General features: G+C 58.9%; 18 protein-coding genes, 1 tRNA gene and 3 riboswitches. Of the genes, 15 read left to right on the top strand and 4 right to left on the bottom strand.

Going from position 1 to position 22,633, the window contains the following annotated elements:
• Positions 1–35: 35 nt before the first annotated feature.
• The gene (locus tag ACSQ8V_RS26070; RefSeq protein ID WP_436207612.1) at positions 36–836 is read right to left on the bottom strand and encodes an ABC transporter substrate-binding protein; all 801 of its coding nucleotides are present in this window, start codon (positions 834–836) and stop codon (positions 36–38) included.
• Between the two features lie 90 nt (positions 837–926).
• Positions 927–2,105, bottom strand: coding sequence for a succinylglutamate desuccinylase/aspartoacylase family protein (locus ACSQ8V_RS26065; protein ID WP_436207611.1), 1,179 nt, complete (start codon positions 2,103–2,105; stop codon positions 927–929).
• A gap of 175 nt (positions 2,106–2,280) precedes the next feature.
• Here ACSQ8V_RS26065 and ACSQ8V_RS26060 point away from each other — a divergent pair, with 175 nt between their 5' ends.
• Positions 2,281–3,408 carry an aminotransferase gene (locus ACSQ8V_RS26060; protein WP_436207610.1) on the top strand — a complete coding sequence of 376 codons (1,128 nt, stop codon included), beginning with the start codon at positions 2,281–2,283 and terminating at the stop codon, positions 3,406–3,408.
• 28 nt (positions 3,409–3,436) lie between these two features.
• Here ACSQ8V_RS26060 and ACSQ8V_RS26055 read toward each other — a convergent pair whose 3' ends face one another.
• The gene (locus ACSQ8V_RS26055) at positions 3,437–3,682 is read right to left on the bottom strand and encodes a beta-xylosidase (protein WP_255631485.1); all 246 of its coding nucleotides are present in this window, start codon (positions 3,680–3,682) and stop codon (positions 3,437–3,439) included.
• A gap of 306 nt (positions 3,683–3,988) precedes the next feature.
• Here ACSQ8V_RS26055 and fdnG point away from each other — a divergent pair, with 306 nt between their 5' ends.
• The 10 genes from fdnG to ACSQ8V_RS26005 all read left to right on the top strand — a co-directional run bounded on the left by fdnG (position 3,989) and on the right by ACSQ8V_RS26005 (position 18,095).
• Positions 3,989–7,057: a formate dehydrogenase-N subunit alpha gene (fdnG, locus tag ACSQ8V_RS26050; protein WP_436207609.1), complete on the top strand. Its 3,069-nt coding sequence runs from the start codon at positions 3,989–3,991 to the stop codon at positions 7,055–7,057.
• A 9-nt stretch (positions 7,058–7,066) separates the two neighbouring features.
• A complete protein-coding gene (gene fdxH / locus ACSQ8V_RS26045; RefSeq protein ID WP_213765694.1) occupies positions 7,067–7,999 on the top strand; it encodes a formate dehydrogenase subunit beta in 933 nt (310 codons plus the stop codon).
• Positions 7,986–8,642 (top strand): formate dehydrogenase subunit gamma, encoded by a 657-nt coding sequence (locus ACSQ8V_RS26040; RefSeq protein ID WP_213765695.1) that lies wholly within the window; start codon positions 7,986–7,988, stop codon positions 8,640–8,642. The genes fdxH and ACSQ8V_RS26040 overlap by 14 nt, the downstream gene beginning before the upstream one ends.
• A 78-nt stretch (positions 8,643–8,720) precedes the next feature.
• A complete protein-coding gene (fdhE, locus tag ACSQ8V_RS26035; RefSeq protein WP_436207608.1) occupies positions 8,721–9,716 on the top strand; it encodes a formate dehydrogenase accessory protein FdhE in 996 nt (331 codons plus the stop codon).
• Positions 9,717–9,729: 13 nt separating this feature from the next.
• Positions 9,730–11,166, top strand: a complete 1,437-nt coding sequence (gene selA, locus ACSQ8V_RS26030; RefSeq protein WP_436207607.1) for an L-seryl-tRNA(Sec) selenium transferase — start codon at positions 9,730–9,732, stop codon at positions 11,164–11,166.
• Entirely contained in the window at positions 11,163–13,076 is a 1,914-nt protein-coding gene (gene selB / locus ACSQ8V_RS26025; RefSeq protein WP_436207606.1) for a selenocysteine-specific translation elongation factor, read from the top strand. The genes selA and selB overlap by 4 nt, the downstream gene beginning before the upstream one ends.
• A 48-nt stretch (positions 13,077–13,124) precedes the next feature.
• A tRNA-Sec gene (locus tag ACSQ8V_RS26020) sits at positions 13,125–13,220 on the top strand.
• A 598-nt stretch (positions 13,221–13,818) separates the two neighbouring features.
• Positions 13,819–13,882, top strand: a riboswitch (Fluoride riboswitch).
• Between the two features lie 300 nt (positions 13,883–14,182).
• Positions 14,183–15,718, top strand: coding sequence for a MutS-related protein (locus tag ACSQ8V_RS26015; protein ID WP_436207605.1), 1,536 nt, complete (start codon positions 14,183–14,185; stop codon positions 15,716–15,718).
• Positions 15,715–17,277, top strand: a complete 1,563-nt coding sequence (locus ACSQ8V_RS26010) for a MutS-related protein (protein WP_436207604.1) — start codon at positions 15,715–15,717, stop codon at positions 17,275–17,277. Before ACSQ8V_RS26015 ends, ACSQ8V_RS26010 begins: the two co-directional genes overlap by 4 nt.
• Before the next feature lie 43 nt (positions 17,278–17,320).
• Positions 17,321–17,387, top strand: a riboswitch (Fluoride riboswitch).
• Between the two features lie 378 nt (positions 17,388–17,765).
• Positions 17,766–18,095, top strand: coding sequence for a DUF190 domain-containing protein (locus ACSQ8V_RS26005; RefSeq protein WP_436184508.1), 330 nt, complete (start codon positions 17,766–17,768; stop codon positions 18,093–18,095).
• Positions 18,096–18,230: 135 nt separating this feature from the next.
• On the opposite strand, the gene ACSQ8V_RS26000 is transcribed toward ACSQ8V_RS26005, so the two are convergent.
• On the bottom strand, positions 18,231–19,034 hold the full coding sequence (locus tag ACSQ8V_RS26000) for an HAD-IIB family hydrolase (protein WP_436208017.1): 804 nt from the start codon (positions 19,032–19,034) through the stop codon (positions 18,231–18,233).
• A 280-nt stretch (positions 19,035–19,314) separates the two neighbouring features.
• On the opposite strand from ACSQ8V_RS26000, the gene ACSQ8V_RS25995 reads away from it, so the two are divergent.
• The 4 genes from ACSQ8V_RS25995 (at position 19,315) to ACSQ8V_RS25980 (ending at position 22,632) form a co-directional block, all read left to right on the top strand.
• Positions 19,315–19,764, top strand: a complete 450-nt coding sequence (locus ACSQ8V_RS25995; RefSeq protein ID WP_436208016.1) for an NUDIX hydrolase — start codon at positions 19,315–19,317, stop codon at positions 19,762–19,764.
• 25 nt (positions 19,765–19,789) lie between these two features.
• Positions 19,790–20,467, top strand: coding sequence for an MgtC/SapB family protein (locus ACSQ8V_RS25990; RefSeq protein WP_213765703.1), 678 nt, complete (start codon positions 19,790–19,792; stop codon positions 20,465–20,467).
• A gap of 492 nt (positions 20,468–20,959) precedes the next feature.
• Positions 20,960–21,328 carry a DUF190 domain-containing protein gene (locus tag ACSQ8V_RS25985; protein WP_213765704.1) on the top strand — a complete coding sequence of 123 codons (369 nt, stop codon included), beginning with the start codon at positions 20,960–20,962 and terminating at the stop codon, positions 21,326–21,328.
• Between the two features lie 48 nt (positions 21,329–21,376).
• A riboswitch (Fluoride riboswitch) is annotated at positions 21,377–21,447 on the top strand.
• Between the two features lie 237 nt (positions 21,448–21,684).
• Positions 21,685–22,632 carry a respiratory chain complex I subunit 1 family protein gene (locus ACSQ8V_RS25980; protein ID WP_213765705.1) on the top strand — a complete coding sequence of 316 codons (948 nt, stop codon included), beginning with the start codon at positions 21,685–21,687 and terminating at the stop codon, positions 22,630–22,632.
• The last annotated feature ends 1 nt before the right edge of the window (position 22,633 follow it).

Below are 22,633 nucleotides of genomic sequence, written 5' to 3'. Positions count from 1 at the left end.
TGCGGAACAGTCGTGCGATGTTCCGCACGTGCGGCTTAGTCGACCGCCAGATCGACCGTAAAGTATTTCTTCAACAACTTCTGGTAAGTGCCGTTGCGCTTCAGTTCCAGAAACGCGCCGTTAAGCGCGTCGACCAGTTCCTTGTCACCCTTGCGCACGCCAATACCTACCCCTGTGCCAATGACTGTTGCATCCTTGACCGCTGGCCCGGCAAAAGCAAACCCTTTACCCGCAGGTTGATTCAGGAAGCCGAGACTCGCGGCGGTCGCGTCAACGAAGGTGGCATCCAGGCGGCCTGCGGCCAGGTCGGCATAGACGAGGTCCTGGGTTTGATAGCTGACCACGTCCACGCCTTTCTTGGCCCACGTTTGCTTGGCGTATTGCTCCTGAATCGATCCTTGCAGTACGCCCACCTTATGCGATGCCAGCGACGCCGCCGTGGGCTGCAAGGTACTCCCCGAACGTGCCACCAGTTGAGCGGGCGTCCGGTACAGCGGCTGGGTAAAATCGATTTGCTCGCTGCGTTTCGCGTTGATGTTCATCGCGGAGTCTATCGCGTCGAACTTGCGTGCTTGCAACGCGGGAATCAGCCCGTCGAATGCATTCTCCACCCACACGCATTTCGCTTTCAACTGCGCGCAAAGCGCATTGCCGAGGTCGATGTCGAAGCCTTGCAACTGCCCGTCCGCCGCCTTCGATTCAAACGGCGGGTAAGCCGCTTCCACACCGAAGCGGATGGTCGAAATTTCCTTCGCCTGAACCTGCACCGCTACCGACATGGACACCGCCGCACATAGCGCAACCGCGAGCATGGCACTTAACGCATTTTGCCTCATGGCTATCCTCACTTCTGCGTTTTAAAGAATGAAAAAGGCTAGGGAAAACGTGTTTGGCGCGACTTGGTTGAAACCCGCGCCTGGACGCAACTAAAAGTCGTTAAGCAGTTGACCGGTCTTGCGATGAGGCAGCGCTTCTTTGCCTGCGAGCAGAGCAACCCGCTGGCCGGGGCGCACGAGCTTCATGTATTGCTGCACGATCAGCAGGCCATCGACATCGCTGAATACCGGATGACGCGCGGCGCCGATTGCGCCAAGCAGCGGAATGATCTCCGCGATAAGCTCGCCGGTTTTTACCGTATCGCCGGGGCGCTTCTTATAAGCGACGAGACCTCCGGCCGGTGCCGGTACATGCGACACGCCTTCGAGCGGGAACACCCTGACATCGTGTTCGGCGAGCGGATGAAAACCGTCGTCATTGCTTGGATCCAGCTCCACCAGGCCGCGCAAAGCGAGGTAATGCAGGATGCCTTGGGCATCGGCATGCGCAAAAGCGTCTGACACGTCAGCCTGCCCGCGAAGTTCGACCGATGTGCAAAACGCGGTGTGTTCTTCGTCTACTACGCCCGCTTGTTGAAGCACGGACCAGCATTGCGCGATGGCTTCATCGAAGGGCGTTCCGCCTGCGCGGTCTTCCAGAAAAACCGCCTTGATCTGCATGCAGCGAGCCAGCGCGACGGCTTGCGTGTGCTGGCTGCGATTGCTGTACAGATGCAGGATGCCGTCCGTGTCGCAATGCAGGTCCAGCACGATGTCGTGTTGCAACGCTTCGGTCAGCAGCGCCGCTTTCATGGCGGCAACGGGGTCGAGCGGCGTTAGTTCTGCCGCCACATCGGCGAACAAAGCCTTCGCGCTCTTGACGTCGTTATGGCCGATATCGCGGGTAGCCAATGCTGTTTCCACTCGGCTGGTGAGATCGGGAAAACGGCGGTTGAAGTTTTCGCCGTTGTCGAGATTGAAGCGTCCTGTATGCGCGCCGAAAACGCGTTGACCCAGACCAATGGGGTTGGCGAACGGCCGCACGACGATCCGTCCGCGGATGCGGCCCGCGTTATCCAGCTTGACCAGTGCGTCGAGCAGGTGCTGGATCACCAGCATTCCGGGCAACTCATCCGCATGCAAACCCGCCTGGATATAAGCGCTGAGTTCCGACCCGACCGACCCAACCGACCCAACCGACCCAACGCCCTTGAAGGTGTGTTTCAACAGGCGATGCGAGGCACCCGGCGACAAGGCGGGCAACTCGGAATGTTCGGTCGATAGCGTCATGTCGTTTTCCAGAATGTACTTATTAGTCTAAGATAGACTGTAAAATATAATCGGTCAAACGAAAAAAAGAACGGCATGGATGTTGGCTGGTTCAGCAGGGATGACCTGGCCCGGTTGTATTTTTTCGCCCATCATGTCGGCTATTGTTGCGGGTAGCCGATTCACGGAGATTTCAATGAAGATCAAGGACTTTCTTGTCGAACGCTGGATGGACCGGTACGAGCACGAGGCGCGCTATAACCTGGCTGAGACCTGCGTCGAATCGCTGACGGTGGCGCAATTACTCGAACTGACCGGCAAGCGTGACAGCCTGCTTGACGAGCTCCTTCCCATGAAGCTGACCTATGGCGCGATCGAAGGATCGGACCGGTTGCGGGCCAATATTGCGGCGTTGTATGAGCGGCAGACGCCGAAGAATATTGTCGTGACGCACGGCGCCATTGGCGGTAATGCGCTGGTGTACGAAACCCTGATCGAGCCCGGCGACCGGGTGATCGCGGTGTTGCCGACGTACCAGCAGCACTACTCGATTCCCGAAAGTTATGGTGCCGACGTGCAGACCATGAAGCTGCGCGAAGAGAACGGTTTCCTGCCTGATCTCGACGAGCTTCGAAAACTGGCAAACCAGAAGACAAAGCTCATCGCCATCAACAACCCGAACAACCCGACGGGCTCGTTGATGGATGAAGCCTTTCTCAAGGAGGTGGTCACCATCGCCCAGTCGTGCGGCGCGTACCTCTTGTGCGACGAGGTTTATCGGGGCACGGACCAGGAAGGCTCAGGATTCACCGCGTCTGTCGCCGATCTTTATGAGCGGGGTATCAGTACCGGCAGCATGTCGAAGACGTGGTCGCTGGCCGGATTGCGGCTGGGATGGATTGCGGGGCCGGTCGAACTGATTCGCGCGGTGTGTATTCATCGTGACTACAACACCATCAGCGTGGGGATGATTGACGATTATCTTGCGTCCATTGCGCTTGAGGCCAGGAACAAGATCCTTGCGCGCAACCACGCAATTACGCGCACTAATCTCGCCGTGCTCGACGACTGGATCGGCAAGGAGCCGCTGGTGTCGTATATCAAGCCCAGGGCCGCGACGGTTTGCCTGCTCAAGGTCGATGTCGACATGTCGTCGACCGAATTTTGCACTGCGCTGATCGAAGCAACGGGCGTGATGTTCACGCCGGGCAGCGCGTTCGATATGGAAGGGTATGTCCGGGTCGGTTTCGCCAACCCGCTCAATGTCCTTCAAGAAGGGTTGGTCAAGGTTTCCAGCTTCCTCGGGGACATCGGACGCCGGTGATCAAGTGCGGGCGGCCAAGCTACTCAAGCTACTTATTGCTGCCCGCACCGGTTCCATATAAGCCGTTATTGAACCCGCCGGCGCCTTCGGCCTTGTGTCCTTTGCCGGCGGTTGCGCCGCGCACCTGGGCCGCCGCGTCCTTCGATTGCGGCTTGTTCGATTCATGAACGGCGGAGGCGGAGGGGTCAGGGCTCGACCCCATCGAAGAGGTCCGGTTTTCCTGCTGAGAGCTGCCGTTGTTCTGCGGAATCTGGGCCATTGCGGAAGTCGTCATGGCCATTAGCGTGGTGCCGGCCACTAAGACTAACGCTAACGCGCCCGAGCGCGGCAAGCGCCGCTTAGCGGATTTTTTGCAGGTATTGTTAGCGGAGCCGGTAAAAAATAATCGAATCATGGCGCGTGATAAAGATGAGGGATCACGCTCCTGCGCAGGAATAATGCCCGCCCTGCCTCCACGCCAAGGTCTTAGGCCCTTATTTCCGGCGTAATTAGCCGATGCGAACGGCCGTACGCTCTGCGCTGCGTAATTCCTGGCCCGACCTTATAATTATGTCGGTCCCTAAAAACGCCGAGGCGCACGATGTTACAAATGTCCCGGCGACAGTTCCTGAAGGTTTCAGCAAGTACGCTTGCCGGATCGAGTTTGGCCCTCATGGGTTTCTCACCGGCGCCAGCGTTAGCAGAAGTCCGTCAATACAAGCTGTCGCGCACCACTGAAACCCGCAATACCTGCCCTTACTGCTCGGTAGGTTGCGGCATCCTGATGTACGGTCTGGGCGACAACGCCAAAAATGCCAAGTCCAGCATTATCCATATTGAGGGCGATCCGGATCACCCGGTTAATCGCGGCACGCTCTGCCCCAAGGGCGCAAGCCTGATCGACTTCATTCATAGCCCAAGCCGCCTGAAGTACCCGGAATATCGCGCGGCCGGATCGAATGAATGGAAACGCATGTCGTGGGAAGATGCGCTCGATCGCATCGCCAAACTGATGAAGGAGGACCGCGACGCCAATTTTGTCGAGACGACGGAAGACGGCAAGAAGGTCAACCGATGGCTGACCACCGGCATGCTCGCAGCATCGGCCGGTAGCAATGAAGTGGGTTACCTGACGCACAAGACTGTCCGCAGTCTTGGCATGCTCGCATTCGATAATCAAGCACGTGTCTGACACGGCCCGACGGTGGCAGGTCTTGCCCCGACGTTTGGCCGTGGAGCGATGACGAACCATTGGGTCGACATCAAGAACGCGGATGTGATTCTGGTCATGGGCGGCAATGCAGCCGAGGCGCACCCGTGCGGTTTCAAGTGGGTCACGGAAGCCAAGGCACACCGCAAGGCAAGGTTGATTGTTGTCGATCCGCGCTTTACGCGGACAGCTTCGGTCGCGGATTATTACGCGCAGATCCGGACTGGCTCGGACATTGTGTTCCTGGGCGGCGTGATCAATTACCTGCTGACCAACGACAAGATCCAGCACGAGTACGTCAGGAACTACACGGACTTTCCGTTTATTGTCCGCGAGGATTTCGCGTTCACCGACGGTTTGTATTCCGGTTATGACGCGGAAAAACACAGCTACGACAAAGCGACGTGGGACTACGAACGCGGCGACGACGGTTACGCCAGGATCGATCCCACGCTGCAGCATCCGCGCTGCGTGTACAACCTGATGAAGCAGCACTACTCGCGTTATACGCCCGAGCAAGTGGAGAAGATTTGCGGCACGCCCAAGGAGAAATTCCTGAAGGTCTGCGAGATGCTGGCATCGACCGCCGTACCGGGACGCGCCGGCACGATCCTGTACGCGCTCGGCTGGACGCATCACTCGGTGGGCTCGCAGATCATCCGCACGGGCGCGATGGTGCAATTGCTGCTGGGCAATATCGGCATTGCGGGCGGCGGCATGAATGCGTTGCGCGGCCACTCGAACATCCAGGGGCTGACCGATCTTGGCTTGATGTCGAATCTTCTGCCGGGCTACATGACGCTGCCCATGGAAGGCGAGCAGGACTTCGAGAACTACATCAAGGAGCGCGCGACGCAGCCGCTGCGTCCGAACCAGTTGAGCTACTGGCGCAATTACCGCGCGTTCCATGTGAGTTTCATGAAGTCGTGGTGGGGCGCCAACGCAACCGCCGATAACAACTTCGGATACGACTATCTGCCCAAGCTCGACAAGTCCTACGACATGCTGCAAGTGTTCGAGCTGATGAACCAGGGCAAGATGAACGGCTACATCGCGCAGGGCTTCAACCCGCTCGCGGCGGCGCCGAACAAGTCTAAGATTGGCGCGAGTCTCGCCAAGCTGAAGTGGCTCGTCATCATGGACCCGCTCGCGACCGAAACGTCGGAGTTCTGGAAGAACTTCGGCGAGTTCAATGACGTCGATGCATCGAAGATCCAGACGGAAGTATTCCGCTTGCCGACCACGTGTTTTGCGGAAGAACGCGGCTCGCTGGTGAGTTCCAGCCGCGTGCTGCAGTGGCATTGGCAAGGCGCGGAAGGCCCGGGGGAATCGAAGAGCGATCTTGAGATCATGTCCGGGCTGTGGCTGCGCATACGGACCGCTTATAAGGAGCAGGGCGGAAAATATCCCGATCCTATTCTCAACATGAGCTGGCCGTACGCCGACCCGGAGAGCCCAACGCCCGAAGAAATCGCGATGGAGTTCAACGGCAAGGCGCTGGCGGACGTGACCGATGTCACCGACAAAACCAAGGTCCTCGCCAGGCAAGGCGAGCAGTTGTCGAGCTTCGCGCAACTTCGCGACGACGGCAGCACGGCCAGCGGATGCTGGATTTTCTGCGGAGCGTGGACGGAAGCGGGCAATCAAATGGGCCGCCGCGACAACTCGGACCCGACCGGTATCGGCAACACGCTGAACTGGGCGTGGGCATGGCCGGCGAATCGGCGGATCTTGTACAACCGCGCGTCATGCGACGTCAGCGGCAAGCCGTTCGATCCCACCCGCAAGCTGATTGCCTGGAACGGAAAAGCATGGACAGGTGCGGATATTCCCGACTTCAAGGTGGACGAACCGCCGGAGAACGGCATGAATCCGTTCATCATGAATCCGGAAGGCGTGGCGCGATTTTTCTCGCGCGACGGTCTGGTTGAAGGGCCTTTCCCGGAACACTACGAGCCGTTCGAAAATCCGCTCGGCTACAACCCGATGCATCCGCACAACAAGGCGGTGGTCAGCAATCCGGCGGCGCGTGTGTTCCCGGACGACCGGGCCGCATTCGGCACGCACGAGAATTTCCCGCATACGGCGACCACGTATCGGCTGACCGAGCATTTCCATTACTGGACCAAGCACGCGCGCCTCAACGCGATCATTCAGCCGCAACAGTTCGTGGAGATTGGCGAGGATCTGGCGAAGGAGGTTGGCGTGGTCGCGGGGGATCGCGTGAAAGTGTCGTCCAATCGCGGATACATCGTGGCGGTGGCGGTGGTGACGAAGCGGATCAAACCTTTGATGATCGAGGGGAAAAAGGTACAGACAGTCGGACTGCCGTTGCATTGGGGCTTCAAGGGACTGACGAAGCCAGGCTATCTCGTCAATACGCTGACGCCTTCCGTGGGCGACGGGAATTCGCAGACACCGGAATTCAAGTCGTTCCTCGTCAAGGTCGAAAAGGCATAAGGAGAAGAGATGGCACTGCAATCACTGGATATCAAACGTCTCTCCGCCACGACGCTGCCTGAACCACAGGTTCGCGTACCGGTCACGGGGACGGTCGCGAAGCTGATCGATGTATCGAAGTGCATCGGCTGCAAGGCCTGTCAGACGGCTTGCATGGAATGGAATGACTTGCGCGATGAAGTAGGGGATTCAATCGGCGTCTACGACAATCCGCGCGACCTGAGCGAACACTCGTGGACGGTCATGCGGTTCTCGGAATACGAGAACACCGAAGGCGATCTCGAGTGGCTGATCCGCAAGGACGGCTGCATGCATTGCGAGGACCCGGGGTGTCTCAAGGCGTGTCCGTCGCCGGGCGCGATCGTGCAATATACGAATGGGATCGTGGATTTTCACGAGGAGAACTGCATTGGGTGCGGCTACTGCGTGACGGGTTGCCCGTTCAATGTGCCGCGAATCTCTAAGCAGGACAATCGCGCGTATAAATGCACGCTCTGTTCAGACCGGGTCGCGGTTGGACAGGAACCGGCTTGCGTGAAGACCTGCCCGACCGGCGCGATCATGTTCGGCACCAAGGAAGACATGAAGCAGCAGGCGGCCGACCGCATTGTGGATCTGAAGGAACGCGGCTTCGAGAATGCCGGGCTGTATGACCCGGCCGGCGTGGGCGGCACGCACGTGATGTACGTGCTTCATCACGCCGATAAAGCCAATCTTTATCATGGCTTGCCGCAGAATCCGAAGATCAGTGCGATGGTTTATCTTTGGAAGGGGCTGGCGAAACCGCTGGCGCTTGCCGGGATTGTGGTCGCGGCGCTGGCGGGATTCTTCCACTACACGCGGGTCGGTCCGAACGAGGTGTCAGAGGCGGAGGAAGCCGAAGCGCAACATGAGGCCGAGGAAGCACGCCGTTCACGGGAGCCATCCGATGAAACACGATAATGACGCTATCCCCCGCGACGTAAGGGGTAATGGGCTGATCGTCCGCTATACGCCGAACGAGCGCACGAACCACTGGATTACCGCCATCACGTTCATCCTGCTGGCGTTGTCGGGGCTGGCCATGTTTCATCCGGCCATGTCGTGGTTGTATGCGCTTTTAGGGGGCGGGCAATGGACGCGCATCCTGCATCCGTTTATTGGCTGCGTGATGTTTCTCTCGTTCCTGATTCTTGCGCTGCGGTTCTGGCATCACAACTATCTGGACAAGAGCGACCTTCAGTGGATGCGTCAGATTGACGACGTGCTTAACAATCGTGAAGAAAAACTGCCCGCCATTGGTAAGTACAATGCAGGACAGAAGCTGCTGTTTTTCACAATGGTCATCTGTCTGCTAGCGTTGCTTGCAAGCGGCATAGTGATCTGGCGACGCTATTTCTCGATCTATTTTCCGATCGAGATCATTCGCCTCGCGGCCGTAGTTCATGCCGCTGCCGCGTTCGTTCTGATCGTCGGAATCGTGGTGCATATTTATGCTGCGCTGTGGATCAAAGGGTCGATCGGCGCCATGACGCGTGGCACCGTGACGTACGGCTGGGCGAAAAAGCATCATCCGCGATGGTTCAAGGAAACGATCGGAAAGTGAGTCCGACGTATGCGGGCCGCCGGCGTTCTTCACCCGAGAAAAACGCGGCGGCCCTTCAGTTTCAAGAGGTCGAAAATCGTGGTCCAACGCATCCTGGAAGCGGGCGAAATAGAGTCGCTCGATCAGTCGGCTATTCCCCGCATCCGCACGCCTGAGCGTGCGAGCGTGTTTCTCGCACGCGCGGCGCGGCTAAGGCAACTCGCCGAACGCAGCAATCCCATAGCAGGTTATCTGCGCCTGATGGCCGCGCTGGCGGACGCGCAGCAAGAGACTATCGCGAGCTTCAAGGCGAAGCCTCCGAGCGCCGAATTGATTGCAAGCGCGCAAGCGCATTCCATGCCCTTGATTCCCGCGCTCTCGGGCGTGCGTGATCCCGCCTGGCAAGACGTTTTACTTAGCCTGCTCGATAAACTGCAAGCTGCCGGCCCGCTTACGCCCGCGCTTGAGCAATTGATTAAAAAACTGAGATCGCTCGACGCGGCAGCGCTCGAAGCGCAAGCCGATGCGATCTTCGCGCAACGCTTCGCCGAAGTCGATCCGGCAAGTGCGCCGTTCATATCGGCCGCGCTGCAAGTGGTCTGGACCGATCTAGCCGCCGACATCGACAAGCGCGATGTGCCGTATCTGGAAACGCTTGGACTATGCCCGGTCTGCGGGTCGCATCCCGTGGCGAGCACCGTGCGAGTGGGGGGCGCGTTCGACAATTACCGCTTTCTGCAATGCGGTTTGTGCGCGACCGAGTGGCATATGGTCCGCTCGAAATGCTCGAATTGCGATTCGACGAAAGGCATCGCCTATCACGCGCTGGGAAGCCCGGACGCCGATACGCCGACGAAGGAAGCCGAATCGAAGAAGGCTCCGTTGAAGGCTGAATCGTGCGACGAATGCCATACGTATCGCAAGATCGGCTATCAGGACAAGGACTACGATTTCGAACCTTTCGCCGACGACCTGGCCAGCCTGACGCTGGACTTGCTGATGGGCGAGGAGGGGTATCGGCGTGCTTCGCCACATCCGTGGCTCTGGCCGGAACAAGTCGACGAAAAAACGGACCAACCCAACAAGTCCAATTAAAAAGGATCGGCTTGTGAGCGATGTAACGAGCGTCGAATTACGGGCGCTGATGGCACGTGTGCCTTCGGTGGAGCAGGTCATGACGTCGGCGGATTTCCTGGCGCTGACTGAAGCGTTCGGCCGCTCGCAGGTGTTGGCGGGATTGCGCGGCGCTTTGGACAACTGGCGCGTGGCAGCGCAGGCGGGTCAGGCGCTGGTGGTTTCACTCGAGGTGCCGCAACTTGCGCTCTCTGTCGGCCAAGGCCTGCGGGAACGCGCGCGGGCGAAGTTCCACAGCGTGTTCAACCTGACTGGCACGGTGCTGCATACCAATCTCGGCCGCGCGTTGTTGCCTGACGAGGCCGTCGGCGCGGTGGTCAAGGCGCTCACGCAGCCGTCGAACCTTGAATTCGATCTCGACACCGGCAAGCGCGGCGACCGTGACGACCTGATCGATGAAATCATCTGCGAACTGACCGGCGCTGAAGCGGCGACCGTGGTCAACAACAACGCGGCGGCGGTGCTGCTGACATTGTCTGCGTTGGCTCCCAGGAAAGAAGTGATCGTGTCGCGCGGCGAGTTGGTGGAAATCGGCGGTGCATTCCGTATTCCGGACATCATGAGCCGCGCCGGCGCGAAGCTGCGCGAGGTCGGTACCACGAATCGTACGCATCTGAAGGATTACGACGAAGCGATCGGCCCGCGAACGGCGCTGATGATGAAAGTGCATACGAGCAACTACGCCATTAGCGGCTTCACCAAGGAGGTCAGCGTCGCGGAGCTGGCGCCGCTCTCCCGGGCGCGCGGCGTGCCCGTAGCGGTCGATCTGGGCAGCGGTACGCTGGTCGATCTCACGCAATGGGGCTTGCCGCGTGAAGCCACCGTGCTTGAAACCATTCTCGCGGGCGCGGATCTCGTCACGTTCAGCGGCGACAAGCTGCTTGGCGGCCCGCAAGCGGGCTTGATCGTCGGCCGCCGGGACCTGATTGCGAAGATCAAGAAACATCCGCTCAAGCGGGCGCTGCGCGTGGGCAAACTTACGCTCGCCGCGCTCGAGCCCGTCCTGCAGTTGTATCGCGCGCCGGAAATGCTGGCGGAGCGCTTGACCACCTTGCGCTTGCTCACGCGTCCCGCCGACGTCATGCGCGCCGCGGCCGAACGCCTGCAACCTGTCTTGCAGCAAATGACCGGTGAGCGGTACGAGGTCGCCGTCGAACCGATGTTCAGCCAGATCGGCAGCGGCGCGTTGCCCGTCGACGTGCTGCCGAGCTACGGCCTCGTTGTCAGGATGGCGGATGGCAAACGCGGTGGCCGGCAGTTGCTTGCGCTTGAAAAAGTCCTGCGAGGAATGTCACGACCGGTCATCGGGCGTATAGCGGACCATGCCCTGTGTCTTGATCTGCGTTGCCTCGAAGCTGCCGATGAGGCGGAACTCGTCGCGCAGTTGTCGGGTCGGGGCGGTGCGCAATGATCGTTGGGACGGCGGGACATATCGATCATGGCAAGACCACGCTCGTACGCGCGCTTTCCGGGGTGGACACTGACCGGCTGAAAGAAGAGAAAGCGCGTGGCATTTCGATCGAACTGGGTTATGCGTATGTGCCGCTCGATAACGGCGATGTGCTCGGCCTGATTGACGTACCGGGGCACGAGAAACTTGTCCACACGATGACGGCGGGGGCGAGCGGTATCGACTACGCGTTGCTCGTGATTGCCGCCGACGACGGCGTGATGCCGCAAACACGCGAGCATCTGGCGATCCTGCAGTTGCTCGGTGTAAAGCAGGGCGCCATTGCGCTGACCAAGATCGATCGTGTTGAAGCGCAGCGCTTGCTTGAGGTGCATGAGGAAATACAGGCATTCCTGAGCGGCAGCACGCTGCAGGATGCACCTGTCTTCGACACCAACGCGACGCTCGTTGACGATCCCGGCGTGGCCGCGTTGAACGCGCACTTGCGAGCAGCGGCGGCGGCCTGGCGGCTGCGTCGCGATGACGGGCTGTTCCGGCTGGCCATCGATCGTGTGTTCACGCTGACCGGGCAAGGCACGATTGTGACGGGCACGGTGGTCTCGGGACGCGTGAACGCCGGCGACACCATGTTGCTTGCGCCCGAAGGCGAACCCGTGCGCGTGCGCAGCATCCACGCACAGAATCGCGCGGCTTCCGCGGGGCGCGCGGGCGAGCGCTGCGCGCTGAATCTCGCGGGCATCGAGAAGGCTGCAATCGATCGCGGCGACTGGATCGTCGACCCGCGTTTGGCGCGGGCGTCGGAGCGTATTGATGTCACGCTGAACCTGTTATCCGACGCCGCTGTCACGTTGCAGCATTGGGCGCCGCTGCATGTGCATCTGGGAACGCAGCATCAGGTCGCGCACGTGGCGTTGCTTGATGGCGAGTCGCTGGCTCCGGGGCATACCGCGCGCGTACAACTCGTGTTCGAGCGGCCGATGTGTTCGGTGCCGGGGGACCGGTTTATCGTGAGAAACGCGCAGGCGAACCGGACGATAGGCGGGGGTCATGTACTCGATCCGTTTGGTCCCGCGCGCAAACGTCGAACGCCTGAGCGGCTGGCCTGGCTCGGTGCAATGCAGGCGATGCTCGACACGGGCGCGCTCGACGCATTGCTGGACCGGGCGCCGCATGGTCTTTCGCGCTCGTTGCTGGAGCATCTGACCGGCATGCCGGCAGCGGCACTGCGACTTCCCGCTGGGACGCATGCGGTCGCTTTATCCGGCGACGACGCCCTGCTGGTCGCAGACGCGGCATGGCGCGCGTTGACGGCTCGCGTGGTTGCTGTGCTGGAGCAATTCCATGCGCGTTCGCCCGATGAACAAGGTCCGGATTCATCGCGCTTACGGAGGATGGTCGCACCGCTGGCAGACGATGCGTTGTGGCGCGCGTTGATCGACGACACTTCTTCGCGCGGCGACATTGTGAAGAGCGGGCCATGGCTGCATCTGCCGGGCCACGCGGTCACGTTGGACGATGCAGAGCAGATGCTTGCCGGCAAGTTGTTGCCGGCGGTGCAGGCCGGCCGCTTCAATCCGCCGTGGGTTCGCGATCTTGCGGCCGCGCACGGTTTGCCTGAGGAGCGCGTGCGCCAGTTGATGCGCAAGCTCGCGCGTCAGGGCGAAGTGTTCCAGGTCGTGCGCGATCTTTTCTATCATCGGGAGGCGATTCGCGAGCTGGCAACCATGGCGGCGCTTGAAGCGAGCAGGAACGATGGTCAACTTGCGGCCGCGCCTTTCCGCGATATCACGGCGCTAGGCCGCAAACGCGCGATCCAGGTTTTGGAGTTCTTCGATCGGGTTGGGTATACTCGCTTTCACCGTGACCTGCATGTCATGCGCACGGACAGCCGCTGGCTGGATCTGCTCTGACTGATCGACAGCGGTAGGTGGTTAATGTTTTATCGAAGTTTTATCGAAGGAAGGCATACGTATCCGGTGGTGCGGCTGGGCTTCAAACCCAGTAGAGGGCGTCAGACGCTCTCTGGTAGGTTCGACTCCTGCTGCCTTCCGCCAGTCAAGGCAATCAGACGCTCTCAATCGACGCTGTAGCGGTAATCATAAAACTTCCGAATGGAAGTTAGTCGGTTCAATAAAAGACGGCAAAAAATACATTTTTTTATATCTGGCGCCCGCTCCCATAAGTATGTTGCTGCATTGGTCTCTATGCCATTACTGGTGGGCTCAAGAGCATACGCTGCGAACTGCACCTGGTGTAGTGCCTCTGAATCAAGGGAGCCAATGTGTCTTGCCATTGTCATGCTCTTTGTACCGACGATGGAGCGAGTCATGAAGCCGGCGAGACCGATAGAATCGAGCAGCAAACAACGCATCGAGCTTGAGCGAATGGTGAGATCGCAAACCCTCGAGGTAAGAGCAGTGCGACAAGCGCTCGTTTCTCTCGCTATGAAACCTGTCCAGCGAAATCCAGCTCGCCGAACATCTCCGCGAGCCAATCGATGAAGATGCGCAAACGCTAACTGAGATGCCGGTCGCGCGGAAAAACCACATGGAATGGATACGGCGACCCGGGACACCCCTCACGGAATAAACAGGTGTCCGACCACTGCTTGGCAAGGGGTTGCCCCTGCATCTTGCGAGGCGTAGACTTTGAATTGACGTCGGAGATGGCATTCCTCCGTAACCGCCCGCAACGGGCTGATGATGCCTACAGGCCTGGGTATGGCACTGTGGGCGCGCGTCCAACGGCTTCACTTGCCTTAAAACATGCTCCGTCGTTAGCCCGGCGCACGATCCCAGTTCCATCACCGTCCGTCCGGTCTCTGCGCAATCCGATTTGATTGCGCAGGCTGCTCGTCGAAAGGCAGCATGATGGGTTGGCTATCTCTCGACTATCGGCCTACGGGCCTCTCTTAGGACATTCCGCTCGATACGGGCGCAAGGGTGCGCGTTGCCCGGAGTATAGGCCGCGTTGATCTGCGGGGGGGATGTAGTCTTCAAACAAGAAGGGGATACGCGTGGTCTTTCACAGCATCCTGTTCGAAAAGCCGGAGGACGGCCCAAGGCACGACGATACGCCGGAGCCGCCGTTTTTCGGCGACCTCAATCTCGATCAGATCGTCTCGGCGGTCACGCTGGGACGGGACGATTACAACCTAAAACCATTCTTCCATACCGAACTGACGCGCGAGGAGGCGATCACCTACCGGCATGAGGTCATGCAGGATCTCGACAATGCAGCCGTGCTCGACAGCATCAACGCCTTCGCTGCGGGCATGCGCAAGATGCGCCAGCATCTGGCACAGGCGGAGAAGCTTCACTACCGGATGCAAAGTGAGTGGTGGCGCCTCGAAGCGATCGCGGTGTATTGCAAGACACTCGATACTTTTGCCCATGATTTGCCGCTGGCGGCGCCCGGATCGAAAGGTCTGCGAGAGTTCCATCGAACGCTGAGCGGGTATGTTGCATCAGCTCGCTTTCGGTCGCTCATGCATGATGCGGTCCATACCAAGGAGAGTCTGGCGGCGATCCGATATTGCATTCGCGTCAAGGGGAGCTCGGTCACGGTGCTTCACTATGATGCAGAGATCGATCAGAGTGCCGACGTCCTGAGTATCTTCGGAAAGTTCAAGCAAGGCACGGTTAAGGATCACAGCGCAGAGCTGCGCGACTGGCTGGACATGAACCATGTGGAAGCCCGTGTACTGGATTTCGTCGCGCAGTTGCACCCTCAGGTGTTCGTCGAACTCGCTACGTATTGCGCGAACAACGCGGACTATCTCGACGCCACGATCCAGACGTTCGATCGTGAAGTTCAGTTTTATCTGGCGTACCGCGACTACGTCAGCATCTGCAAATCAGCAGGTTTGAGCTTTTGCTATCCGCGGATGTCGTCAACCAGCAAAGCGATGCGCTGCGACGAGACGTTCGATCTGGCGCTCGCATACAAGCTCATGATCGAAAAATCACACGTGGTTTGTAACGATTGCCATCTCGATGGCGAAGAACGCCTGATTGTCGTATCGGGTCCCAACAACGGTGGAAAAACGACCTTTGCCCGCACCTTCGGCCAACTGCACTACCTGGCGAAGATAGGTTGTCCGGTACCAGGCCGGAACGCTGCGCTTTTTCTGTGCGACCAGTTGTTTACGCACTTCGAGCGCGAAGAGAATACGAAAGATCTGCGCGGCAAGCTCCAGGACGACCTGATGCGTGTCCATCAAATCCTGGCGCATGCCACGTCACGAAGCGTCATCATCATGAACGAAATATTCAGTTCTACAACGCTGACCGACGCGCTGTTCCTGAGCAAGAAAATCATCGGCGAGATACTGGAACGCGATGCCTTGTGCGTTTGCGTGACCTTTATCGAAGAGCTCGCTCATCTCGACGAACGGGCAGTGAGCATGGTGAGCGAAGTCAAGCCCGAAGACCCGGCTTCCCGCACCTTCCGGGTGAGAAGAAGGCCCGCCGATGGCCGGGCGTATGCAGTGTCGGTCGCAGCGCTTTATGGCCTGACCTATGATCATCTGACGGAGCGGCTCGGACTATGAAGGCCCATCTTTTATACCGGGACCGGGACCTGGATATGTGCCAGGAGGCAGTGTGGAATGAGGCGGCGCTCGTACAGGACCTGGAGTTGAACGCGCTCTATCAGGCCATGGCGCAGGGCGATGCGTTTGTCTGCGACGTGACCAAACGAGTGGTCCCAGCGAGTTCCATCAATCTGGACGAAATTACTTATCGTCAGGCAATCGTTAGCGATTGCATCGTCTTCGAAGCGGTAATGAGGCAGATATACGCTATCGCGATCGAGGGGATTGAAACGAAGCGAAAGTGCTACTACGGGGTGTTTTCTGGGTCACCCGGTTCGGTGCTGCACGGCGCACGTGACCTGATTCAGCAATTCGTGGGCGTGTTGAAGAAGATACGAGATCTCGCCGACACGCAGGCGGCGCAGTTTCGATCGGAAGGGTTCACTCAATTTTTTTCAATGATCCAGCGGGAGTTAACGGACGAGTATTTCGTGACAATTCAGCGTTGCCTCAAGGAGCTCAGGTTCAGCCACGGCGTGCTGATCAGTGCGGGGCTGGGCCAGGGCAACAAGGGAATCCACTACGTGCTTCGGAAACCTCACGAGAAGGATCCCAATCTTCTGAGGCGGTTATTCGCAAAACGGCCGCGCTCGTTGACGTTTCACATCGCGGACCGGGATGAGGCCGGCGCCAGAGCAGTGTCGGACCTGGAGGCACGCGGCATCAATCTCGTCGCGAATGCACTTGCCCAGTCAGCGGAACACATACTCAGCTTTTTCACGATGCTGCGCACTGAACTGGCTTTCTACATCGGATGCGTCAATCTGCATCACCAACTGACGCGGCTGCGCCTGGCCGTGTGCGTTCCCGTGCCACGCGAACGCACTGACAGGAGGCTCGCCTTTGATGGGCTGTACGACGCCAGCCTGGCACTGCGCACCGCGCATGCCCCTGTCGGCAACGACGTAACTGGGGATGGCTGCGGCCTCGTTGTCATCACCGGTGCAAATCAAGGCGGCAAGTCGACGTTCTTACGCGGCGTCGGGCAGGCGCAGGTCATGATGCAATGCGGAATGTTCGTAGCGGCGGCATCGTTTTCGGCGAACGTATGCGACGGGATCTTTACACATTACAAGCGCGAGGAAGACGCGTCGATGAAGAGCGGAAAGCTCGATGAGGAACTCAAGCGGATGAGCGAAATCGTCGATCACATTCGCGAACACTCGCTGCTGCTGTGCAACGAGTCATTCGCGGCAACCAACGAGCGCGAAGGTTCCGAGATCGCGCGCCAGATCATCGCGGCGTTGTTGCGAAAGCGCGTAAAAATTGTACTGGTGACGCATCTGTACGCGCTGGCTCACGGGCTGCATGAGCAGAAGGCGCAGAGCATGATGTTCCTGAGAGCGGAGCGGCGTGCGGACGGCGAGCGTACATTCAAGTTGACGGAGGCTGAACCCTTGCAAACCAGCTATGGGGAAGATCTGTACAGGCGAATATTCCTCTCGAAAGACGAATCGGAAGCACATGCTGAGCCCATCTCCGTCAGTCTGTCGAAAGTTGAAGAATCGGACTCGTAAGGACGCGTATCCCACGCGCAGTGGTCAATTACGAGTGTTAAACTCGATTGACGGAGATGGCATTCCTCCGCGAACCGCCGGCCAGGCCGGCTGATGATGCCTACAAGTTCCCGGGTCAGGAAGCTGTAGGCGTGTGTTCGCGCGGTCCTGCTGCCCAGATTTGACATCGCTCGAATCGGGTTCATATGCATATCCCTATAGTTTCACAAGTTCGCGCGTCCACAGTCCGCCGTATCGGATTGCAACGCATTGTCCGACGCCAATCGCGCACGGCCGGTTCGTCCGGGATGCGGCCGGCGCGACCTTGGCCACTTCCCGCAAGCGGCGCGCGGGCACGCCTCGCCTCCGTTGCGGCCCAGCACATGGCGCGCTCTGTGTGCAGCGCGAAAGATGCTCCCGCCTATACCGCTGTCCCTACGCATTTCGCTGCGGCGTGCCTGCGCGCAGCGTTGGTTCTTATTTCTCCCTTGAGCCAATCGGAGTTACCCATGAAAGGCAGTCAGCTAACGGTGTTCGCAGCTAACCAGAGCCATCGCAAGAATCATATGACGATGGTCGATTGGATCCTGGACGAAGCGAAGAGGGCCAATATTCATGGTGCTTCTGTGATCGAAGTGACCGAAGCTATCGACGCACATGGCAAATATCATGCAGCGCGTTTCTTCGAACTGGTCGACCAGCCGGTGGCGGTCACTGTGGCGGCCGAGGACGCGAACGTCGATGCGTTGCTCGACCGCCTCAAGCAGGGCGGTGTTCCACTTTTCTATACCCGGTGTCCTATCGAGTACGAAGTGCTTGGTGCAAAGGGAGGCGCGTAATGGGCTTCAATGCTATTCCGACTGGCGAGAAGGTACCCCATGAGGTCAACGCCATCATCGAGATCCCGATGAAGGACTCAGCCACATCAAACGGTCGTGATCTGTCCGCTACGGTGACGAAAACGAACAAATGCTTCACGCAGAGGTTCCGCTGGGCATGTTCAGGCGTGCCCCAAGGATCGCGTCCGCGAACTCGACGAATCCGGCGCCTCCCGGACCGTGGGTGATCCATGCGGGCGGCGTTGGCAGTTGCGGTAGGTAATCAACTACGGTGCTCACTCCGACCGTATGTTTGAAGAAGCTGAACATCGGCGCATCATTAGTTGAGTCGCCGGAATAAGCGACCAACTCAGTTGCGACTTCTGCGCCAATCCCAAATGTCTCAGCAAGCACCCGTAGCGACATCGACAACTTGTCGTAGCCACCAATCCAGCCCAGCACCCAAAGGTTATTGAGGGTTGCATTAGCCCCCGCGTCAATGAGCGCTTCGACGATGCGGTCATCCAAATCGGTCCCGGAACGCCTGTATGCAAGACTGGTCAACCGAAAGGCCTGGTCGTCCGCCTGTCGTGCCTGAGGCACTGCCTTTTCGACAATTCCGGAGATGGTTTGGAGCTGCTTGCGCATGTCTGCAAAACTCTCATGCGCATGCCAGTATTTCCGCTCGACGCTGTGTCCGTTGCCGCTTCGTCTGAGAAAAAGGCCGCCATTCTCTGCAATAACGCCATCGACTGGCCACATCCGCGCCATCTGATCGCACCAACCAGCGGGAGCGGCGGTAACAGGTACCACCCGAATGCCCTGAGCTTGCAACCGTTCGAGAGCCATGTATGTGGTTGCGGCCAGGCGTCCCTTATAGGTCAATGTCTCGTCCATGTCGGTGAGTACGAATTGGACGGTGGAGAATTGATCGCCTGGAGCTAACGACAATTGCTGCATGTTCTTCTTCATAAAATAAATGACACCGATTATGAAGGTCGACGCGAGGACCGTTCTTCCCATTTCTGGATTGTTTATTATGACGAAAGCTGAAGGCGAGCTGAACGACTCGCCAAGCCGCCCAATGCCCGCTGTACCTCTGTCAACGAACGCGTTCGACAATCGATCCGACGACCGGGCATGGGCCGGCCTCTGCCTGCCGCTGATCGGCCGCCTGGGCATGGTCCATAATTCGCCTTTGAAACACAGCAGCCGCGCGTCCTATAGGGGAAGGGAGAGAATGAAAGCCAGGGCGACCATCATATGCAGTCGGGACGGCAAGGTACTTTTGGTCGCGCGCACGCGGTCACGGTGGTCGTTGCCCGGTGGCACCATAAAGTGTTCCGAGTCGCCGCTGGACGCCGCCCGGCGCGAGCTGGAAGAAGAGACTTCGCTCGTTGGTACAGCGTTCACGTACCTGTTCCAGTTTGGCGGTCTCAGCAAACGACATCTCGTTTTCTTCGTCGATCTTCCTCAGGACGCGTCCCCCGAACCGCGTAACGAAATTTCGAGGTGTAGATGGTTCAGCCCGATAAAAATATCGACGCTCATCACCAGCATACCGACCCGGGAAATCGTCGATCTCTTTTGCACGCACGAGACTCACGGTGAAACGCTGTCAGCGGTCACCGACAAACGGAACGGGCCAACCGCCGCTGATGTCGCCGACACGGCTTCACAACGGGTCTAAAGCCAAGCTATCAAAGGGGTAATTCGTGATCGGCAATATCGAGCTTCTATCTCGCCTCCTCCTGGCGGCTCTACTCGGCAGCGTCATCGGCTTTGAGCGCGAAAGAATGAACTGGGCGGCAGGTTTGCGCACGCACATGCTTGTATGTGTCGGTGCGGCGTTGATGATGCTGGTTTCTGCGTTCGGATTTGCCGATGTGCTGGGAGCGAAGAACGTCGTGCTCGATCCTTCCCGGGTCGCCGCCCAGGTGGTATCAGGCATTGGGTTCCTGGGAGCGGGGTCGATCCTGCTGCGTGGCGAAATCGTGCGCGGGTTGACCACCGCCGCCAGCCTCTGGTCGGTCGCGGGAATCGGTCTGGCGGTCGGTGGCGGCATGTACACCGCAGCCGTCGGCGCGACGGTCATCATCTTTATCATTCTTGCCGGAGTGAAGCCGCTGGAGCGTCGATTCATTGCGGTCAAACAGGAGCGCAACATAACCCTCCTGGTCGAGCGCGGCAGCGTATCACTCGACAGTGTTCACAACGCTCTGGGTAAGGGAAGCGTTCGAGTCAAGCAGTTCATCGTCCAGCAATCTGAAGACGACCCTGAACTCGACCACGTACAGATTGGGCTATCGCGAGCGGCAGCCAGTGAGTTCGAGACGATCCGTACACGGCTGGCAGCAATGTCGGGTGTCCGTGAATGCAGGAATGGCAGTTGAAGGTGGAAGGCCATGACGCGTACATATGAATATGGAGCGCTAATCGGCGAGCTAACGTGAGCGGCAGCGGCATAACAATGTCCGGTGCCCCCAAGCGTTGAGACGGTCGTTTTGCTTGAGCCGAAGTTCACTTGTGGCCGCTCAACCCCAAACCGGGAATGGAGTTGTTGCAGGATGAATCAGCATGGCACCCCGATCACCCCGATCACCCGAGGCCAGCGCTTTCAATATTGCTTTTGTTCAACACATTCCCGATACATGTTGACGCTGACACGCACGGCATTTCGCCGAAGCTGCGATACCTCTCGTTATTGCTCGCGCGGTATTGCTCGCGCTGTACGCCCAATATCGCACTGCACAATCGTGCGTCACCGGACCTATGAACTAGAATGAATAGTGGCAGGGGCCCTTGTCAGTCTGGTAGCGTGTCGCAGCACCGCACAGCGGACCTCTCGCGGCGGGAGGCGCCCATTGCGCCACGGGAGGTGGGTGATGAACGGCTATCAACTGACGTTCTATACCGAGCAGAACCGCAAGCATGGCCACCAGACCGTATGCGAGTGGCTGTTACACGAGGTTCGCCAACTTGGGATCCGCGGTGCGACCGTCATCAGCTGCGCAGAAGGCATCGGCCACGCGGGTGCGCATCACGCGGCGCACATGCTGAAACTCACCGATCAGCCGCTGCAGATCATTCTTGCTGTGACGGAGGACGAGGCCGAACACATTCTGAATGTCGTGCGTGCCGAAAACGTGCACGTGTTCTATACGCGCTTTCCCATCGAGTTCGGAATCATCGGCGATGATTTACCGCCTAAGCCGTCGAAGCATTTTTCGCTCTACGGCCGCTCGCCTAGATAGTTGGACGCCGGCCTTGCACACATCGGCGCGTCACCTATACTCAAGTTTGAATCTGGCGGAGATGGCATTCCTCCCTAACCGCCGCTAGCAGCTTAGCGGCTAATGATGCCTACATGGTCCCCGGGCGCTTCGGGGCCGGTAGGCATTTTTACGCCGGCTCTTCTTGTTTGAGCATCCCGGGCATATTGTTGCCTACAAGAACACAAGAATATGGGACGTATCAGCGAGTCGCCGTGTTGCAGTCGTTCCTGCCTTCGCCACCGCGTCTGGTCGTGTCATTGTCTGGCGATCCGCGCGTGCGTTGAGACGCGTCCACATCGTAGTGCAAGCGAGCCCTTCGTTTCAGCGGAGGGCGCATGAGCACGCGCGACATCGCTCTCCAGGTGGCCCAGGTGGTAACCGTCATCGCAGTGTCCCCGCTGCTGCAGGGCGTCATCCTGCAATGGGAAGAGCGTGTGCAACGCGCACGGGGCCCTGGCATCTTCCAACCGTATCGGGATCTGTGGAAGCTCTTCCACAAGCAACTCGTGGTACCCGAAACCGCCTCGTGGATCTACTGGGCTGCGCCCGTCGTGGCGTTCACCTGCATGCTCACGGTACCGATCCTCATCCCGGTGCTCACCGACTTTCCGCTGCCGCTATCCGATATGGGCGACATCCTGGGCGGAGGCCTCATCCTGACGCTCGGGTCGTTTGTTGTTGTACTCGCGGGGCTTGATTCAGGTAGCGCTTATGGCGGCATTGGCTCGAGCCGCTCGGTGATGCTTGGCATCCTCGCGGAGCCGACGCTCATCCTCGTGCTGGTCGGTATTACGCTCCTCGCCAAAGCCATGCTGCCGTTCGTCGTGAATCATCTGCTGGTGGCACAACCTTCCGTGTACTGGAGTCCGGCACATCTTTTTCTCGTGTTCGCCTTCTTTGTTTTGCTGCTCGTGGAAACAGACCGTCTGCCGATCCATTCGAGCACGCACATCGAGGTGTACATGATCGAAGAGGCGCGCATCCTCGAGTATTCGGGTTCACTTCTCGCGCTGCTCAAGTGGGCCTCGATGATGAAGCAGTTCATTCTTTACACCATCTTTTGCAATGTGCTGACGTTGCCGTGGGGACTTTCGCAACGGGGTACGGCCTTAGGTGTACTGGGTGCCGCGATCGGGCTTTTCCTGCGCATGCTGATGATTGCACTCGTCGTGGTGCTGGTCGAGACGGCGCAATCCCGCTTGCGCTTCTTTCGTTATCAGGAGCCGCTGGCTGCATCGTTCATGCTGGCGGTGCTTGCGATCGCCGCCAACCAGCTTAGGTGAC

This window comes from Caballeronia sp. LjRoot31, assembly GCF_964253885.1.
GTDB lineage: Bacteria > Pseudomonadota > Gammaproteobacteria > Burkholderiales > Burkholderiaceae > Caballeronia.
Note: the sequence above shows the minus strand (reverse complement) of the source record. Positions and strands in the feature narration are given on the sequence as shown.

Bases quoted from the DNA above. Each gene is read 5' to 3' on its own strand.
- ACSQ8V_RS26070 (WP_436207612.1), bottom strand. From the start codon at position 836: ATGAGGCAAAATGCGTTAAGTGCCATGCTCGCGGTTGCGCTATGTGCG.
- ACSQ8V_RS26065 (WP_436207611.1), bottom strand. From the start codon at position 2,105: ATGACGCTATCGACCGAACATTCCGAGTTGCCCGCCTTGTCGCCGGGT.
- ACSQ8V_RS26060 (WP_436207610.1), top strand. From the start codon at position 2,281: ATGAAGATCAAGGACTTTCTTGTCGAACGCTGGATGGACCGGTACGAG.
- ACSQ8V_RS25980 (WP_213765705.1), top strand. From the start codon at position 21,685: ATGAGCACGCGCGACATCGCTCTCCAGGTGGCCCAGGTGGTAACCGTC.
- fdxH (WP_213765694.1), top strand. From the start codon at position 7,067: ATGGCACTGCAATCACTGGATATCAAACGTCTCTCCGCCACGACGCTG.
- ACSQ8V_RS26010 (WP_436207604.1), top strand. From the start codon at position 15,715: ATGAAGGCCCATCTTTTATACCGGGACCGGGACCTGGATATGTGCCAG.
- ACSQ8V_RS26005 (WP_436184508.1), top strand. From the start codon at position 17,766: ATGAAAGGCAGTCAGCTAACGGTGTTCGCAGCTAACCAGAGCCATCGC.
- selB (WP_436207606.1), top strand. From the start codon at position 11,163: ATGATCGTTGGGACGGCGGGACATATCGATCATGGCAAGACCACGCTC.
- ACSQ8V_RS25985 (WP_213765704.1), top strand. From the start codon at position 20,960: ATGAACGGCTATCAACTGACGTTCTATACCGAGCAGAACCGCAAGCAT.
- ACSQ8V_RS26040 (WP_213765695.1), top strand. From the start codon at position 7,986: ATGAAACACGATAATGACGCTATCCCCCGCGACGTAAGGGGTAATGGG.
- ACSQ8V_RS26000 (WP_436208017.1), bottom strand. From the start codon at position 19,034: ATGCAGCAATTGTCGTTAGCTCCAGGCGATCAATTCTCCACCGTCCAA.
- ACSQ8V_RS26055 (WP_255631485.1), bottom strand. From the start codon at position 3,682: ATGACGACTTCCGCAATGGCCCAGATTCCGCAGAACAACGGCAGCTCT.
- ACSQ8V_RS25995 (WP_436208016.1), top strand. From the start codon at position 19,315: ATGAAAGCCAGGGCGACCATCATATGCAGTCGGGACGGCAAGGTACTT.